General features: G+C 67.7%; 15 protein-coding genes and 1 tRNA gene. 9 read left to right on the forward strand and 7 right to left on the reverse strand.

Going from position 1 to position 14981, the window contains the following annotated elements; translation table 11 throughout:
* Window positions 1–13 precede the first annotated feature (13 nt).
* Both FOZ70_RS17695 and FOZ70_RS17700 read left to right on the forward strand, forming a co-directional pair.
* Window positions 14–787: an SDR family oxidoreductase gene (locus FOZ70_RS17695; protein WP_219706359.1), complete on the forward strand. Its 774-nt coding sequence runs from the start codon at window positions 14–16 to the stop codon at window positions 785–787.
* A gap of 199 nt (window positions 788–986) precedes the next feature.
* Window positions 987–1916 (forward strand): LysR family transcriptional regulator, encoded by a 930-nt coding sequence (locus FOZ70_RS17700; RefSeq protein ID WP_048022592.1) that lies wholly within the window; start codon window positions 987–989, stop codon window positions 1914–1916.
* 98 nt (window positions 1917–2014) lie between these two features.
* Here the strand turns inward: FOZ70_RS17700 and FOZ70_RS17705 are convergent, their stop codons facing one another.
* Window positions 2015–2911: a LysR family transcriptional regulator gene (locus tag FOZ70_RS17705; protein WP_219706360.1), complete on the reverse strand. Its 897-nt coding sequence runs from the start codon at window positions 2909–2911 to the stop codon at window positions 2015–2017.
* Between the two features lie 106 nt (window positions 2912–3017).
* Here FOZ70_RS17705 and FOZ70_RS17710 point away from each other — a divergent pair, with 106 nt between their 5' ends.
* On the forward strand, window positions 3018–3908 hold the full coding sequence (locus FOZ70_RS17710) for an alpha/beta hydrolase (RefSeq protein WP_219706361.1): 891 nt from the start codon (window positions 3018–3020) through the stop codon (window positions 3906–3908).
* A 37-nt stretch (window positions 3909–3945) separates the two neighbouring features.
* On the opposite strand, the gene FOZ70_RS17715 is transcribed toward FOZ70_RS17710, so the two are convergent.
* The gene (locus FOZ70_RS17715; RefSeq protein ID WP_060049624.1) at window positions 3946–4845 is read right to left on the reverse strand and encodes an SDR family oxidoreductase; all 900 of its coding nucleotides are present in this window, start codon (window positions 4843–4845) and stop codon (window positions 3946–3948) included.
* A 40-nt stretch (window positions 4846–4885) separates the two neighbouring features.
* Complete coding sequence (locus tag FOZ70_RS17720) at window positions 4886–5623, reverse strand: SDR family oxidoreductase (protein ID WP_042975785.1); 738 nt, start codon at window positions 5621–5623, stop codon at window positions 4886–4888.
* A 117-nt stretch (window positions 5624–5740) separates the two neighbouring features.
* Here FOZ70_RS17720 and FOZ70_RS17725 point away from each other — a divergent pair, with 117 nt between their 5' ends.
* Window positions 5741–6643, forward strand: a complete 903-nt coding sequence (locus FOZ70_RS17725) for a LysR family transcriptional regulator (protein WP_042975787.1) — start codon at window positions 5741–5743, stop codon at window positions 6641–6643.
* 28 nt (window positions 6644–6671) lie between these two features.
* Here the strand turns inward: FOZ70_RS17725 and FOZ70_RS17730 are convergent, their stop codons facing one another.
* The 4 genes from FOZ70_RS17730 to FOZ70_RS17745 form a co-directional block, all read right to left on the reverse strand.
* Window positions 6672–6839, reverse strand: a complete 168-nt coding sequence (locus FOZ70_RS17730; protein WP_175895369.1) for a hypothetical protein — start codon at window positions 6837–6839, stop codon at window positions 6672–6674.
* A gap of 147 nt (window positions 6840–6986) precedes the next feature.
* Window positions 6987–7071: transfer RNA gene (locus FOZ70_RS17735), tRNA-Leu, on the reverse strand.
* Window positions 7072–7167: 96 nt separating this feature from the next.
* Window positions 7168–8325, reverse strand: coding sequence for an ABC transporter substrate-binding protein (locus FOZ70_RS17740; RefSeq protein ID WP_059855421.1), 1158 nt, complete (start codon window positions 8323–8325; stop codon window positions 7168–7170).
* Between the two features lie 70 nt (window positions 8326–8395).
* A complete protein-coding gene (locus FOZ70_RS17745; RefSeq protein ID WP_014896306.1) occupies window positions 8396–9337 on the reverse strand; it encodes a CysB family HTH-type transcriptional regulator in 942 nt (313 codons plus the stop codon).
* Window positions 9338–9551: 214 nt separating this feature from the next.
* Here FOZ70_RS17745 and FOZ70_RS17750 point away from each other — a divergent pair, with 214 nt between their 5' ends.
* From FOZ70_RS17750 to FOZ70_RS17770, 5 genes are all read left to right on the forward strand, one after another.
* Window positions 9552–11231, forward strand: a complete 1680-nt coding sequence (locus FOZ70_RS17750; RefSeq protein WP_219706362.1) for a nitrite/sulfite reductase — start codon at window positions 9552–9554, stop codon at window positions 11229–11231.
* A gap of 25 nt (window positions 11232–11256) precedes the next feature.
* Window positions 11257–11808 (forward strand): DUF934 domain-containing protein, encoded by a 552-nt coding sequence (locus tag FOZ70_RS17755; RefSeq protein ID WP_021160778.1) that lies wholly within the window; start codon window positions 11257–11259, stop codon window positions 11806–11808.
* Entirely contained in the window at window positions 11805–12554 is a 750-nt protein-coding gene (locus tag FOZ70_RS17760) for a phosphoadenylyl-sulfate reductase (protein ID WP_021160779.1), read from the forward strand. Before FOZ70_RS17755 ends, FOZ70_RS17760 begins: the two co-directional genes overlap by 4 nt.
* A gap of 76 nt (window positions 12555–12630) precedes the next feature.
* Window positions 12631–13593, forward strand: coding sequence for a sulfate adenylyltransferase subunit CysD (gene cysD / locus FOZ70_RS17765; RefSeq protein ID WP_059496676.1), 963 nt, complete (start codon window positions 12631–12633; stop codon window positions 13591–13593).
* Window positions 13594–13615: 22 nt separating this feature from the next.
* Window positions 13616–14932, forward strand: coding sequence for a sulfate adenylyltransferase subunit 1 (locus tag FOZ70_RS17770; RefSeq protein ID WP_059648838.1), 1317 nt, complete (start codon window positions 13616–13618; stop codon window positions 14930–14932).
* Window positions 14933–14981 lie beyond the last annotated feature (49 nt).

Genomic DNA, 14981 nt, shown 5'->3' on the forward strand with positions numbered 1-14981 from the left:
AAAGGAGTCCACCGTGGCAATTCATACGCTCGCAGACAAGGTCGTCCTGATCGCAGGCGGCGCAAAGAATCTCGGCGGCCTGATCGCCCGGGATTTGGCGAGCCACGGCGCGAAGGCAGTGGCGATTCACTACAACAGCGCCGCATCGCAGGCACAGGCCGAGGAGACGGCTGCCGCAGTGCGCGCGGCCGGCGCGGAGGCTGCCACGTTCCAGGGCGACCTGACGACGGCCGCCGCGGTCGAGAAGCTGTTCGACGACGCGAAACAGCGCTTCGGCAAGATCGACATCGCGATCAACACGGTCGGCAAGGTGCTGAAGAAGCCGTTCACCGAGATCAGCGAGGCCGAGTACGACGAGATGTTCGCGGTCAACAGCAAGTCGGCGTTTTTCTTCATCAAGGAAGCGGGGCGGCACCTCGAGGATCACGGCAAGCTCGTCACGCTCGTGACGTCGCTGCTCGGCGCGTTCACGCCGTTCTATGCGGCGTACGAAGGATCGAAGGCGCCGGTCGAGCATTTCACGCGTGCGGCGTCGAAGGAGTACGGCGCGCGCGGGATCTCGGTGACGGCCGTCGGGCCGGGTCCGATGGACACGCCGTTCTTCTATCCGGCCGAGGGCGCCGATGCGGTCGCTTATCACAAGACGGCGGCCGCGCTGTCGCCGTTCAGCAAGACGGGGCTGACCGACATCGAGGACGTCGTGCCGTTCATTCGCCATCTCGTCACCGAAGGCTGGTGGATCACGGGCCAGACGATCCTGATCAACGGCGGCTATACGACCAAATAAGCGACCAAGTAACCGGCCGGGTAACGCGCCGCTTCGGCGGACGTCGCGGGGTGCGGCGTGCACCGCAATGGCGCGTTTGCGTGGACAATGGACGGGCGCGCGGCCTCGCGGCTGCGCGCCCGTTTTTCCGTGCCGCCGAACCTTGCCGCGACGCGCGACAGCCGGCGGCGACGCGTTTCCGAACCTACGTTCCCTGCCGATGGACAAGCTGGATCAGGTCAGAATCTTCCTGCAGGTTGCCGAGATGGGCAGCTTCATCAAGGCCGCGCACGCGCTCGACGTGCCGCGCGCGACCGTGTCGGCGGCCGTCCAGCAGCTCGAGACGGGGCTCGGCACGCGCCTCCTGCATCGCACGACGCGCCAGGTGCAGCTGACGGCCGACGGCGCGTTGCTGCTCGAACGCGGCCGGCGCCTGCTCGCGGAAGCCGACGAACTCGACCGCCTGTTCCGCCGCCGCGACCGCGACGTGATCGGCCGGCTGAACGTCGACGTGCCGAGCCGGATCGCGCGCCGCATGGTGGCGCCCGCGCTGCCGTCGCTGTTTCGCCGTTACCCGAAGCTGCAACTGTCGCTCGGCTCGACGGATCGGTCGATCGACCTGGTGCAGGAGGGCGTCGACTGCGCGATCCGCGTCGGGCGGCTCGCGGACAGCAGTCTCGTCGTGCGGCCGCTCGGGCAGTTCACGCTGATCAACTGCGCGAGCCCCGACTACCTGCGCGAATGCGGCGTGCCCGAGCATCCGGATGCGCTCGCGCACGGACACTGGGCGATCGGCTATGCGTCGCCGACGACCGGGCGTGAACTCGACTGGGAATACTGTTCGGACGGCCAGCGGTACACCCTCACGCTGCCGAGCCGCGTGATCGTCAACAACGCCGAAACCTATATCGCCAGCTGCATCGCCGGGATGGGGCTGATCCAGATTCCGCGCTTCGACGTCGAGCATCTGCTCGACAGCGGGGCGCTGGTCGACGTGATGCCCGGCCACCGTGCCGCGCCGATGGACGTGTCGGCCGTGTATCCGCATCGCCGGCACCGGTCGAGACGGCTCAACGCGTTCATCGAATGGTTCGCGGAGTTGATGGCGGATGCGCTGAACGGCACGGGCGCGACCGCGACCGGCGACTGAGGACCGGCGACCGAAAGGGGCGCCGCGCCCGCACGCGCCGACCGCGATCGGCGGGGGCGCGCCGGCGGCATTCGACATCCATTGCGACCGGCGCGCGTTCAGTCGGCGTGTGCGGAGAACTGCCGCGTGCGCCCGGTGGCCCGCACCGCGTCGATCAGCGCGGCGCCGGCGTCGCCGGGCTTCGACGCGAACGCGTAAAAGCGCGCGGCCGGCAACGCCGGCAGGCCGTCTTGCGGCCCGCATTCGCGCAAGCCGTCGCGCAGCTGGCTGCGCGCCAGCGCGGTGACCGCGAAGCCGGCGAGCGCGGCCGACACGCAGCCGGCCATGCTGCCGCTCTCGAACAGCACGCGAAACGGGCGCAGCGCGGCGGCGAGTGCCGCGACGGCGGCTTCGCGATAAACGCACGGCTGCGGAAACAGCGCGAGCGGCACGTCGCCACCGGCGTCGAGCGTGCGATCCGACGCGAACGCCCACACGAGCGGCTCTTCCCACAGCAGTTCGCCCGGCGTGTCGACCTGCCGGCACTGCTTGCCGAACACGACGTCGAGCCGGCCGAGCGTCTGCTCGCGCAGCAGCGACGCGGTGATGCCGACCTTCAGTTCGATCGACGTGCGCGGGTGGCGGTCGCGAAACGTGCGCAGCACATGCGGCAGCCACGCGCCCGCGAAATCCTCCGACGCGCCGACCCGCAGCGGCCCGTGCGCCGGCGCGCCGCGCAGCCTCGCGCGCACTTCGCGCTCCATGTCGACGATGTTGCGCGCGTATGCGTACAGCGTGTCGCCGGCCGGCGTGAGCGCGATGCGGCGCGTCGTGCGCGCGAGCAGCACCGTGCCGGCCGCCTGTTCGAGCCGCTTGATGTGGCCGCTGACGGCGGACGGTGTCAACGCAAGCCGTTCCGCGGCCGGCGCGAACCCGCGGCTGTCGACGACTTCGAGGAAGGTGCGCAGCAGCGTGATGTCGAGCGCGGTCGACGCGGGATCGGTCAGCGGTTCCATGGTTCGATTCAACACAATATGCGAAGAGTGAACAATGATACTCCGCGAATCGTGATGAACGATCGGCCTACCATCGTCCACTCGGATCGACTCAACGGAGTGCACGATGACGACCTACGCGCATGCGACGACCGCGTCGCTCGATATTGCCTATCTCGAATGGAACCCGCGCGGCGAGCGCGTGGCGGTACTGCTGCACGGCTGGCCGGACAGCCCGATCGGCTGGGGTGCCGTGGCGGCGACGCTTGCCGCGCGCGGCTACCGCGTGCTCGCGCCTGCGCTGCGCGGCTTTGCGCCGACGCGCTTTCGTGACGTATCCGTGCCGCGCAGCGGCCAGCTCGCGGCGCTCGGTCGAGATGTGCTCGACTTCGTCGATACGCTCGGCCTCGAGCGACCCGTGCTGGTCGGGCACGACTGGGGCGCCCGGGCGGCCGCGAACGCGTGCGGGCTGCGCGATGACGCCGCATCGCATCTCGTGATGCTGTCGGTCGGATACGGCACCAACGACCCCGGGCAGCCGCTGTCGCTGCAGCAGGCGCGCAATTACTGGTATCACTGGTTCATGGCGACGCCGCGCGGCGAGCAGGCGTTGCGCGACGATCGCCGCGCGTTTGCCCGTTTGATGTGGGACACGTGGTCGCCACCGGGCTGGTATCGCGACGGCGATTTCGAGGCGGCGGCAGCCGCGTTCGACGGGCCCGACTGGATCGATGTCGTCCTGCACTCGTATCGGCATCGGTGGGGATTCGCGCCGGGCGCGCCGGCCCACGCCGGTGACGAAGCGCGCTTGAATCCCGCGCCGGTGCTGGCATTGCCGACACTGGTGCTGCACGGCGGCGCGGATACCTGCAATCATCCGGACAGCTCGGCCGGGCGTGAGCGCTTCTTCACGGGCCGCTACGCGCGGCAGGTGCTGGACGGTGTCGGCCACTTTCCGCAGCGCGAGGCGCCGGCGGCGGTTGCGGAAGCGATCCTCGGGTTCTGCGAGCCGCGCTGATGCGCGTCGGCGTGCCCGGCGCCGGGCGCGCACCGGATCAACTGCCGACGCGGGCGGCCAGCAGGTCGGCGAGGCCGATGTTCCTGAACATCTCGCGGCGCACGCGATCGCCGACGCGGAACACTTCCTCCGCGCCGTCCTGCGACGGATCGACGAATACGCGGTACGGACGCTTGCCGGCGGGTGCGGCGACGATGTCGGCAATCGCCGTCGCGACGGTGCCGGCATCGGCGTCTGCCGGTTCGAGCGCGGCGAGGCCCTGCAGCGCCTGCCCGGCGACGCCCGCATAGGGGCCGTCGTCGTAGGCGGCCTGCACGGCCGCATCGGCCGGCTTGCCCGCATGGGCGAAGTGATTCGTGCCCTGGGTGAAGGCGCCCGGCACGACGATCGACGTCTCGATACCCCAGCGGGCGAGTTCGGCGGCATAGGACACCGCGAGCGAATCCATCGCGGCCTTCGCGGCGAAGTAAGGAGCGAGGAACGGCGGCGTGCCGCCGCGTGCGGAGGACGACGACACCCAGACGAGCAGGCCGCGGCCCTGACGGCGCAGGTGCGGCAGCGCCGCGCGGTTGACGCGCTGGGTCGATACGACGTTGATGTCGTAGAGCTGGGCGATCTGCTCGGGCGTGAACGCTTCGGCCGGACCGAACACCATGTGGCCGGCATTGTGGACGATGACGTCCAGGCGGCCGTTGTCCGCGATCACGCGATCGATGGCGGCAGCGACGGACGCGTCGTCGCCGACGTCGAGCTCGACGGTGCGCAGGTCGACCCCGTGCTCCTGCGCGTAGGCCGCAATGGCGGCGACGCGCGGCGCGTTGCGGCCGCTGCTTTCGCGCATCGACGCGTAGACGGTATGGCCGGCGCGGGCGAGCGCCTGGGCCGTCAGCAGGCCGAAGCCGCTGGACGCACCCGTGACGAGAATGACTTCCTTCATGATCTTTCTCCGGTAAGCGAGGGGCGAGGCAGGCGGCCCGTCAGCACATGCCGCCGTTGGCGCGCAGGATCTGGCCGTTGACCCACGCGCCGTCGGGGCCGGCGAGGAATGCGACGACGCGCGCGATGTCGTCGGGCTGGCCGAGCCGCTCGAGCGGGTTCAGCTTCGCGAGCCGATCGACGAGTTCGGGGCTCTTGCCCTGCAGGAACAACTCGGTCGCGACCGGTCCCGGCGCGACGGCATTCACGCGAATGCCGCGCCCGCGCATTTCCTGCGCGAGCACCTGAGTCAGGCTTTCGACTGCCGCCTTGCTGGCGACGTACACGCCGTAAGTCGGCATGCGCATGCCGATCACGCTGGTCGACAGGTTGATGATGCGTCCCCCGTCGCGCACCCGCCTGGCCGCTTCGCGGCATACGTTGAAGGTGCCTTTCACGTTGATGGCGATCGTTTCGTCGAAGAGCGCATCGTCGCAGTCGGCGATGGTCGCCAGCTTCATCACGCCCGCGGAATTGACCACGACATCCACGCCGCCGAATGCCTCTTGCGCGGCGTCGAACAGCGCGGCCACGGCCGCCGGGTCGGCGACGTTCGCCTGTACCGCGACGGCATGGCCGCCGTCGGCGACGATCGCGTCGACCACTTCGCGGGCCGGGCCGGCGCTCCCTGCATAGTTGACGATGACCCGGAAGCCGTCCCGGGCGAGCTGGCGCGCGATTTCCGCGCCGATGCCGCGCGACGAACCCGTGACGAGGGCGACCTGTTCCGATGTGCTCATGTCCTGCTCCTTGGTTTGTGAGTGCCGTGCGATCCGGCGACAGGACTAATGTAGGCTTCCTCGGTCAATAAAAATAATGAATAATCGGAAGATCATGAATGACTGAAAGTATGTCTTATGGCATTCGACAGCAGGCTTTTGAGCGGGATCGGCGTACTCTCGGCGGTGATCGAGGCGGGCACCTTCGCGCGCGCCGGCGAGGCGATGGGGCTGACGCAGCCGGCGGTGAGCCGTGCCGTTGCCCGGCTGGAAGAGCGCGTCGGCATCCGGATCTTCAACCGCACGGCGCGCGCGATCACGCTGACCGACGAGGGCCGGCGTTTCTATGAGGCGGTCGCGCCGCTGCTGGCCGGCATCGAGGAGGCGGCGATCGACGCCGGCCAGTCGAAGGCGCGTGTCAGGGGGCGGCTGCGCGTCAATGTCGACGCGACCTTCGGCCACTACGTGCTGGCACCGAGGATGGCGGAGTTTCTCGACCGCTTCCCCGACCTGTCCGTCGAGATCAGCGTGCGCGACCGGATGGGCGACCTCGTCGCCGACGGGTTCGACGTGGCCGTGCGATTCGGCGTTCCGGAGCCGTCGTCGTATCGTGCGCGGCTGCTGCTGGAAACGCGCGTGCTCACCTGCGCGTCGACAGCCTATGTCGCGCGTCATGGCGAACCGCGGCATCCGCGGGACCTCGCGGACGGGCACCGTTGCGTGCTGATCCGCGACCCGGTGACGGGGCGGCCATTCGAATGGGAATTCCATCGCGGCAAGGAAGTGGTGCCGTTCGATGCCGCCGGCCGGCTGATGGTCAACGATACGGGCATGCTGCTCGGTGCGTGCCTGGGCGGCGTGGGGATTGCGCAATTACTGGAACTCTATGCGCGGGACATCCTGGCTGAAGGGCGGCTGGTGCTGCTGTTGCCGGAATGGGCGGACGAGACGTTCCCGCTTTACGCGTATCACCACGCGTCAAACCTCGTCTCGGCGAAGGTGAGGGTGTTTCTCGACTTCGTTCGCGAACTGATGGCCTGAGCGCGAGGCACGGCCGGCGGCCGGCGCTTCATTCGGTGCGATGCGGGATGTTGTCCGGGAACGGATACGGTGCGTGCGGGCCGGGCCAGTCAGGCACCGGCGGCGCGGTCAGGACGTCGCATCCGCCCAGCATGAGCGACAGCGCCACGGCGAGCACGCGGCGGCGCAGCGGGGATGAAATCGTGCGCATGGACATGGCGTGCCTCCGTGCCGCGCGTCCTCATGATGCTTGGACTGTTGCGCGGGGGCGCGCGTTGCGGCGCGGGCGGCAAAAACAAAAAACCCGCGAAGCGGCGAGCTTGCGCGGGTTTCGACAGATGCAGCGCACGACGCTGCGAAATACTGGTGCCCAGGGCCGGAATCGAACCGGCACGCCTTGCGGCGGGGGATTTTGAGTCCCCTGCGTCTACCAATTTCACCACCTGGGCTTGATCCTGGCCGCGCATGCGATTGTGCGCGGCGAAACGCGGATTATGTCTGAAATCCCGACGCCGGGCAAGCTGCCCCGGTGCCGGTCGTGCACGTCACTGGCTCAGGTAGACGAACCGGCCCTGCTTGACGATCCCCATCACGCTCGCGCGCTGATCGAGCCCCACATGATCCTTGTCGCTGGTATTGACGACGCCGTTCGGCACGACGAGCTCGTGCGCGCGTTCCAGTTCGCGCCGCAGCGCCGCACGGAACGCGGGCGTGCCGGGCTGAGCGGCCTTCAGCGCGCGGCCGACCGCATCGGCAAGGCGCGGGTAGACGCCCGCCGCGTCGCCCGCGAACTGCGTGACCGTGCCGGCGCCGTATTTCGCCTCGTATGCGTCGACGAACGCGAGCGCGGCCTTGCGGGCCGGATGATCGGCCGGCAGCGTGCGCGCGACGACCACCGGCTGGGTCGGGAACAGCGTCCCGTCGACGTCCTTGCCGCCGAGCTTGATGAATTCCGGCGTCGCGATCCCGTGCGTCTGGTAGACCGGGCCCTTGTAGCCGCGCTCGATCAGCGTGCGCTGGGGCAGCACGGCCGGCGTGCCCGAGCCCGCGATCAGGATCGCGTCGGGTTTCGCCGCGATCAGCTTCAATGCCTGGCCCGTGACGCTCGCGTCGGTGCGGTTGTAGCGCTCGGTCGCGACGACGCGGATCTTGCGCAGGTCCGCGAAGCGCGTGAACTCGTTGAGCCAGCTGTCGCCGTAGCTGTCCGCAAAGCCGATGAAGCCGACCGTCTTCACGCCGTGGTTCGCCATGTAGCGCGTCATCACGTCGGCCATTGCGCGGTCGCTCTGCGCCATCTTGAACGCCCAGGTCCGCGCGCCTTCCTGCGGCTCGACGATCGCGCCGGAACCGACCAGCGTGATCATCGGCGTCTGCCCGGCCGCGACCGCGTCGAGCGCCGCGAGCGCGGCCGGCGTGATGTTCGGCCCGACCACGACGTCGACGTGATCCTCGTCGACCAGCTTGCGGATATTGCGCACCGCGGTGCCCGGGTCGGATGCATCGTCGAGCACCGTCACCTGCACGGGCTGCCCGGCGATCGTCTTCGGCCACATCAGGATGGCGTTCTTGCTCGTGATGCCGATCGCGGCGGCCGGGCCGGTCGACGACAGGTCGACGCCGACCTTCAGGTCGGCATGGGCGGCGGCACAGGCGAGCGCGAGCGCGCCGGCGGCGGCGCGGCGCAACAGGGCGGAAAGCGTCATGCGGGATTCTCCGTCGGGCAACGAAAAGGGGCGCGGTTCGGATTCGCGCCCCTGTGTTTATACAGGCCGGTCAAAGCTCGTACGATTCGGATTCGCCCTTGAGCGCCTGTTCGATCAGCTTGCGGTTCAGCGTCGGCGACAGCAGTTCGACGAGCGTATACACATAGCTGCGCAGGTAGGCGCCCTGCTTGAGCGCGACACGCGTCACGTTGCTGCCGAACAGGTGGCCGACCGGGATCAGCCGCAGGTTGCGGTCGCGCTCGGGATTGAACGCGATGTCGGCCATGATCCCGACGCCGAGACCGAGTTCGACGTAGGTCTTGATCACGTCGGCGTCGATCGCCTCGAGCACGATGTCCGGCGACAGCCCGCGCAGCGCGAACGCATGGTTGATCTTCTTGCGGCCCGCGAACGCGTCGTCGTACGTGATCAGCGGGTACTGGGCGAGATCGTCGAGTGTGACCGGCTTGCGTTCGAGCAACGGGTGGTCGGCCGGCACGACGGCCGCGTGATGCCACTGGAAGCAGGGCAGCGACACGAGCTCCTTGTAGTCGGAGATCGCCTCGGTCGCGATCGCGAGATCGGCCTGGTCGTGGATCACCATCTCGGCCACCTGCGTCGGGCTGCCTTGCAGGATCGACAGGTGTACCTTCGGGAAGCGCTTCTTGAATTCGGCGATCGCGGCCGGCAGCGAGTAGCGGGCCTGCGTGTGGGTCGCGGCGATGGTCAGGTTGCCCTGATCCTGTGCTGCGTAATCTTTCCCGACCCTTTTAAGGCTTTCAACCTCCTGAAGAATCCGCTCGACCGACGCGAGGATGATCCTGCCCGGCTCGGTGAGCGAGCGCACGCGCTTGCCGTGCCGCGTGAAGATCTCCACGCCGAGCTCGTCCTCGAGCTCGATGATCGCCTTCGATACCCCCGGTTGCGACGTGTAGAGCGCCTTGGCGGCCTCGGTGAGGTTGAAATTCTGCCGGACGGCCTCGCGCACGAAGCGAAATTGGTGCAGGTTCATTTATAACCCTTCCGCATATCAACAGAATTTTTTAGTCGTTTGAAATATAAGGCGAGTTTATTACGATTCACCGGAGTTTTTCAAATATGGATATCTGTTTTCGTCATTAGCAATCCATCCGCCAGCGGATGGGGGCGGTGACGGCGGAACGGAGATTCGGGCGCGACGTGGCTAGGACGTCGCGCGGTCACCACGAAAACCCTGGGGTCCCCGAATGTATCAGTACGACCAATACGACCAGACGATCGTCGACGAGCGTGTCGCGCAGTACCGCGATCAGGTGCGCCGCCGGCTGTCGGGCGAGTTGAGCGAAGAAGAATTCCGTCCGCTGCGCCTGCAGAACGGCCTGTACATGCAGCGCCACGCATACATGCACCGCATCGCGATTCCGTACGGCAACCTGCGCAGCGACCAGCTCCGGATGCTGGCGCGCATCGCCCGCGAACACGACCGCGGCTACGGCCACTTCTCGACCCGCTCGAACATCCAGTTCAACTGGATCAAGCTCGAGGAGACGCCCGAGATCCTCGCGAAGCTCGCGTCGGTGCAGATGCACGGCATCCAGACGTCGGGCAACTGCATCCGCAACATCACGGCCGACCAGTTCGCCGGCGTCGCCCAGGACGAAGAGATCGATCCGCGCCCGTGGTCGGAAATCCTGCGCCAGTGGTCGACGTTCCATCCCGAATTCGCGTGGCTGCCGCGCAAGTTCAAGATCGCGGTGTCGGGCTCGAAGGACGACCGCGCGGCCGTGCAGATTCACGACCTCGGCGTGTACCTGAAGAAGAACGCGCAGGGCGAAGTGGTCGCGAGCATCCTCGCGGGCGGCGGCCTCGGCCGTACGCCGATCATCGGCGCGGTGATCAAGGAAGACCTGCCGTGGCAGCACCTGCTGACATACTGCGAAGCCGTGCTGCGCGTGTACAACCGCTACGGCCGCCGCGACAACCTGTACAAGGCGCGCATCAAGATCCTCGTGAAGGCGCTGTCGCCCGCGAAGTTCGCGCAGCAGGTCGAGGAAGAGTGGCAGCACCTGAAGGACGGCCCGTCGACGCTCACGCAGGCGGAAGTCGATCGCGTGTCGCAGTACTTCCAGCCGCCCGTCTACGAGAGGCTGGCCGACACCGATGCATCGTTCGAACAGCACCTGCTCGAGAACAAGGCGTTCGCGCGCTGGGTCGAGCGTAACGTCGCACCGCACAAGGTGGCCGGTTATGCAGCCGTCACGCTGTCGCTGAAGGATCACCGCATCGCGCCGGGCGATGCGACCGACCAGCAGATGGACCTGGTGGCCGACTGGGCCGACGCCTACTCGTTCGGCGAGCTGCGCGTGTCGCACGAGCAGAACCTGATTCTCGCGAACGTGAAGAAGCGCGACCTGTTCGAGGTGTGGGAAAAGGCGAAGGCGGCCGGTTTCGCGACGCCGAACATCGGCCTGCTGACCGACATCATCGCGTGCCCGGGCGGCGACTTCTGCTCGCTCGCGAACGCGAAGTCGATCCCGATCGCGCTGGCGATCCAGCAGCGTTTCGACGATCTGGACTACGTGTACGACCTCGGCGACCTGTCGCTGAACATTTCCGGTTGCATGAACTCGTGCGGTCACCACCACGTCGGCAACATCGGCATCCTCGGCGTCGACAAGGACGGCGCCGAGTGGTACCAGGTGTCGCTCGGCGGCGAGCAGGGCACGGGCCGGAACGGCGCACGCCTCGGCCGTGTGATCGGGCCGTCGTTCTCGGCGGAGGAAGTGCCCGACGTGATCGCGAAGCTGATCGACACGTTCGTCGAATCGCGCGTCGACGGCGAGCGCTTCGTCGACACGTACGACCGCATCGGCATCGCGCCGTTCAAGGAGCGCGTGTATGCGGCGCGCCAGGCAGTGAACGCGTAACCAACCGGGTAGAAGGAATTAGCAGATGGCTTCGATTATCAAGAACCGCGCAGTGATCGACGATGCATGGCAAGTCGTGCGCGCGGCGGAAGACGGTGCACTGCCCGCGGTCGACGCGTTGCCGGCCGGCAAGGTGCTGGTGCCGTTCGCGTTGTGGCAGGCCGAGCGCGCGGCGCTCGTCGCCGCGAAGACGAAGGACGAGCTCGGCGTGTGGCTCGCCCCGGACAGCGAGCCGGCCGATCTCGTGGCCGACTTCGGCGCGATTTCGCTGGTCGCCGTCGACTTCCCGCGCTTCGCGGACGGCCGCGGCTACAGCATCGCGCGCCTGCTGCGCGAGCGCCACGGCTGGACGGGCGAACTGCGCGCGATCGGCGACGTGCTGCGCGATCAGTTGCTGTACATGTCGCGTTGCGGCTTCGACGCGTTCGCGGTGCGCGCCGACAAGGACATCCACGACGCGCTGAACGCGTTCACGGAATTCACGCAGCGTTATCAGGGCGCGTTCGACCAGCCCGAACCGCTGTTCCGCCGCCGCGCCGCGGCGGCTGGCGTGGCTGAAGCGAAGGTGGGCGCATGAGTACCGCCGCCACCACCGCGCTGAGCCCGGAGCTCGCCGCGAAGGTCGAGCGCCTCGACGCGCTGCTCGCGCAGATCGGTGCGCGTCACGACAAGGTGAAGTTCGCGAGCAGTCTCGCGGCGGAAGACATGCTGCTGACGCACGCGATCCTGTCGAAGGGCGTCCGGATCGGCATCTTCTCGCTGAACACGGGCCGCCTGCATGCGGAAACGCTCGGCATGATCGACCGCGTGCGCGAGCGCTACGGCTACGAGATCGAGCAGTTTCACCCGCAGCAGGACGCGGTCGACCAGTACGTCGCCGAGCACGGCCTGAACGCGTTCTACGAAAGCGTCGAGCTGCGCAAGTCGTGCTGCCACATCCGCAAGGTCGAGCCGCTGAATCGCGCGCTGGCCGACGTCGGGGCATGGGTCACGGGCCAGCGCCGCGAGCAGTCGGTCACGCGTGCCGAGCTGCACGAGGAAGAGCAGGACGAAGCGCGCGGGATCGCGAAGTACAACCCGCTCGCCGACTGGACGGAAAGCGACGTGTGGGCGTACCTTAACGCGTTTGACGTGCCGGTGAACCCGCTGCATGCGCGCGGCTATCCGAGTATCGGCTGCGAGCCCTGTACGCGGGCGATCCGCCCCGGCGAGGACAGCCGCGCGGGCCGCTGGTGGTGGGAGTCGCGCGACACGAAGGAATGCGGCCTGCACATCACGATCACGCCGATTCCCGCGGACGCCGTTGCCGGCGCCACGCACTGAAAGCCTGACAAGAAACTGAATATTGCGCCGCCCGCGACAGCGGGCGGCACGAACCCAGAAGAGAAGGACTGAAATCATGAGCACGACGCTCGAGCAATCCGCCTTTGCCCCGCCCGCCGGTGCCGACAACCGCATGGGCCACCTCGACTGGCTCGAAGCCGAGTCGATCCACATCCTGCGCGAACTGGTCGCCGAATGCAGCAAGCCGGCGCTGTTGTTCTCGGGCGGCAAGGATTCGGTCGTCGTGCTGCACCTGGCGCTGAAGGCGTTCGGCCTCGGCGCGAACCGCAAGACGACGCTGCCGTTCCCGCTCGTGCACATCGACACGGGCCACAACTACGAAGAAGTGATCGACTTCCGCGACCGCCGAGCGAAAGAACTCGGCGCCGAGCTGGTCGTCGGTCACGTCGAGGATTCGATCAAGCGCGGCACGGTCGTGCTGCGCCGCGAAACCGATTCGCGCAACGCCGCACAGGCCGTCACGCTGCTCGAGACGATCGAGCAGCACGGCTATACGGCGCTGATCGGCGGTGCGCGCCGCGACGAAGAGAAGGCACGCGCGAAGGAGCGGATCTTCTCGTTCCGCGACGAATTCGGCCAATGGGACCCGAAGGCGCAGCGCCCGGAACTGTGGAGCCTGTACAACGCCCGCCTGCACAACGGCGAGCACCTGCGCGTGTTCCCGATCTCGAACTGGACGGAACTCGACGTGTGGCAGTACATCGCGCGCGAGAACCTCGAACTGCCGTCGATCTACTACGCGCACCAGCGCGAGATCGTGCGCCGCAACGGCCTGCTCGTGCCGGTCACGCCGCTCACGCCGATGCGTGACGGCGAGACGAGCGAGCTCGCGCAGGTGCGCTTCCGTACCGTGGGCGACATCAGCTGCACGTGCCCGGTCGAGAGCGACGCGGACGACGTCGAGAAGATCATCGCCGAGACGGCGGTGACCGAGATCACCGAGCGCGGCGCGACCCGGATGGACGACCAGGCCTCCGAAGCCGCGATGGAACAGCGCAAGAAGCAAGGTTATTTCTGAAGCACACGAGGACATTCACATCATGAGCATCATCGAGAACACCGAAGACCTCGGCGTGTTGCGCTTCATCACCGCAGGCAGCGTCGACGACGGCAAGAGCACGCTGATCGGCCGCCTGCTGTACGACAGCAAGGCCGTGCTGTCCGACCAGCTGTCCGCGCTGTCGCGCGCGAAGAACAAGCGCACGGTCGGCGACGAGCTCGACCTCGCGCTCCTGACCGACGGTCTCGAAGCCGAGCGGGAGCAGGGCATCACGATCGACGTCGCGTACCGCTACTTCGCGACCGCGAAGCGCAAGTTCATCATCGCCGATACGCCGGGCCACGAGCAGTACACGCGCAACATGGTGACGGGCGCATCGACCGCGCATGCGGCGATCATCCTGATCGACGCGACGCGCGTGACGGTCGAGAACGGTGTCGCCGACCTGCTGCCGCAGACCAAGCGTCACAGCGCGATCGTCAAGCTGCTCGCGCTGCAGCACGTGATCGTCGCGATCAACAAGATGGACCTCGTCGACTACAGCGAAGCGCGCTTCAACGAGATCCGCGACGCGTACGTCGCGCTCGCGAAGCAGCTCGGCCTCACCGACGTGCGCTTCGTGCCGGTGTCGGCGCTGAAGGGCGACAACATCGTCGGCGCGAGCGAACGCATGCCGTGGTACGCGGGCGAACCGCTGCTCGACGTGCTCGAATCGCTGCCGGTCGAGACGCAGGCGCATGACGCGCTGCGCTTCCCGGTGCAGTGGGTCGCGCGCCAGGACGGCAGCTCGGCCGACGATTTCCGCGGCTACATGGGCCGTATCGAGTCGGGCGAGGTGAAGGTCGGCGACGAGATCGCCGTGTTGCCGTCGAACCGCACGGCGACGGTCGCCGAGATCGTCGCGCCGGTGCCGGGCGGCACCGCGTCGGTCGCGCACGCGTTCGCGGGCCAGACCGTGACGATCCGCCTCGCGGAAGACGTCGACGTGTCGCGCGGCGACATGTTCGTCACCTCCGGCGAGCCGGTTGCACCGGCGAAGAAGCTCGAAGCCGATCTGTGCTGGTTCGACGAGACGCCGCTGTCGCCGCAGCGCAAGTACCTGCTGAAGCAGACCACCAGCACGGTGTTCGCGAAGATCGGCGGCGTCAAGCAGGTGCTCGACGTGCACACGCTGTCGCATGCGACCGACCGTCACGACCTGAAGATGAACGACATCGGCCGTGTCGCGCTGACGCTGCAGAAGCCGATCGTCTGCGACACGTACGACGCGCATCCGGGTACCGGTGCGTTCGTGCTGATCGACGAGGCGACGCATCACACGGTCGCCGCGGGCATGATCCGGGCGTTCTCGGCGTAATCGTCAATCTGCGCGGCAAACCGCGCCGCCACACGGCGGCGCGGGCCGT

It is taken from the genome of Burkholderia sp. COPS (assembly GCF_019425585.1).
Classification (GTDB): domain Bacteria; phylum Pseudomonadota; class Gammaproteobacteria; order Burkholderiales; family Burkholderiaceae; genus Burkholderia; species Burkholderia cepacia.

Bases quoted from the DNA above. Each gene is read 5' to 3' on its own strand.
- FOZ70_RS17755 (WP_021160778.1), top strand. From the start codon at position 11,257: ATGGCTTCGATTATCAAGAACCGCGCAGTGATCGACGATGCATGGCAA.
- FOZ70_RS17730 (WP_175895369.1), bottom strand. From the start codon at position 6,839: ATGTCCATGCGCACGATTTCATCCCCGCTGCGCCGCCGCGTGCTCGCC.
- FOZ70_RS17705 (WP_219706360.1), bottom strand. From the start codon at position 2,911: ATGGAACCGCTGACCGATCCCGCGTCGACCGCGCTCGACATCACGCTG.
- FOZ70_RS17715 (WP_060049624.1), bottom strand. From the start codon at position 4,845: ATGAAGGAAGTCATTCTCGTCACGGGTGCGTCCAGCGGCTTCGGCCTG.
- cysD (WP_059496676.1), top strand. From the start codon at position 12,631: ATGAGCACGACGCTCGAGCAATCCGCCTTTGCCCCGCCCGCCGGTGCC.
- FOZ70_RS17720 (WP_042975785.1), bottom strand. From the start codon at position 5,623: ATGAGCACATCGGAACAGGTCGCCCTCGTCACGGGTTCGTCGCGCGGC.
- FOZ70_RS17740 (WP_059855421.1), bottom strand. From the start codon at position 8,325: ATGACGCTTTCCGCCCTGTTGCGCCGCGCCGCCGCCGGCGCGCTCGCG.
- FOZ70_RS17760 (WP_021160779.1), top strand. From the start codon at position 11,805: ATGAGTACCGCCGCCACCACCGCGCTGAGCCCGGAGCTCGCCGCGAAG.
- FOZ70_RS17725 (WP_042975787.1), top strand. From the start codon at position 5,741: ATGGCATTCGACAGCAGGCTTTTGAGCGGGATCGGCGTACTCTCGGCG.
- FOZ70_RS17710 (WP_219706361.1), top strand. From the start codon at position 3,018: ATGACGACCTACGCGCATGCGACGACCGCGTCGCTCGATATTGCCTAT.
- FOZ70_RS17770 (WP_059648838.1), top strand. From the start codon at position 13,616: ATGAGCATCATCGAGAACACCGAAGACCTCGGCGTGTTGCGCTTCATC.
- FOZ70_RS17745 (WP_014896306.1), bottom strand. From the start codon at position 9,337: ATGAACCTGCACCAATTTCGCTTCGTGCGCGAGGCCGTCCGGCAGAAT.
- FOZ70_RS17750 (WP_219706362.1), top strand. From the start codon at position 9,552: ATGTATCAGTACGACCAATACGACCAGACGATCGTCGACGAGCGTGTC.
- FOZ70_RS17700 (WP_048022592.1), top strand. From the start codon at position 987: ATGGACAAGCTGGATCAGGTCAGAATCTTCCTGCAGGTTGCCGAGATG.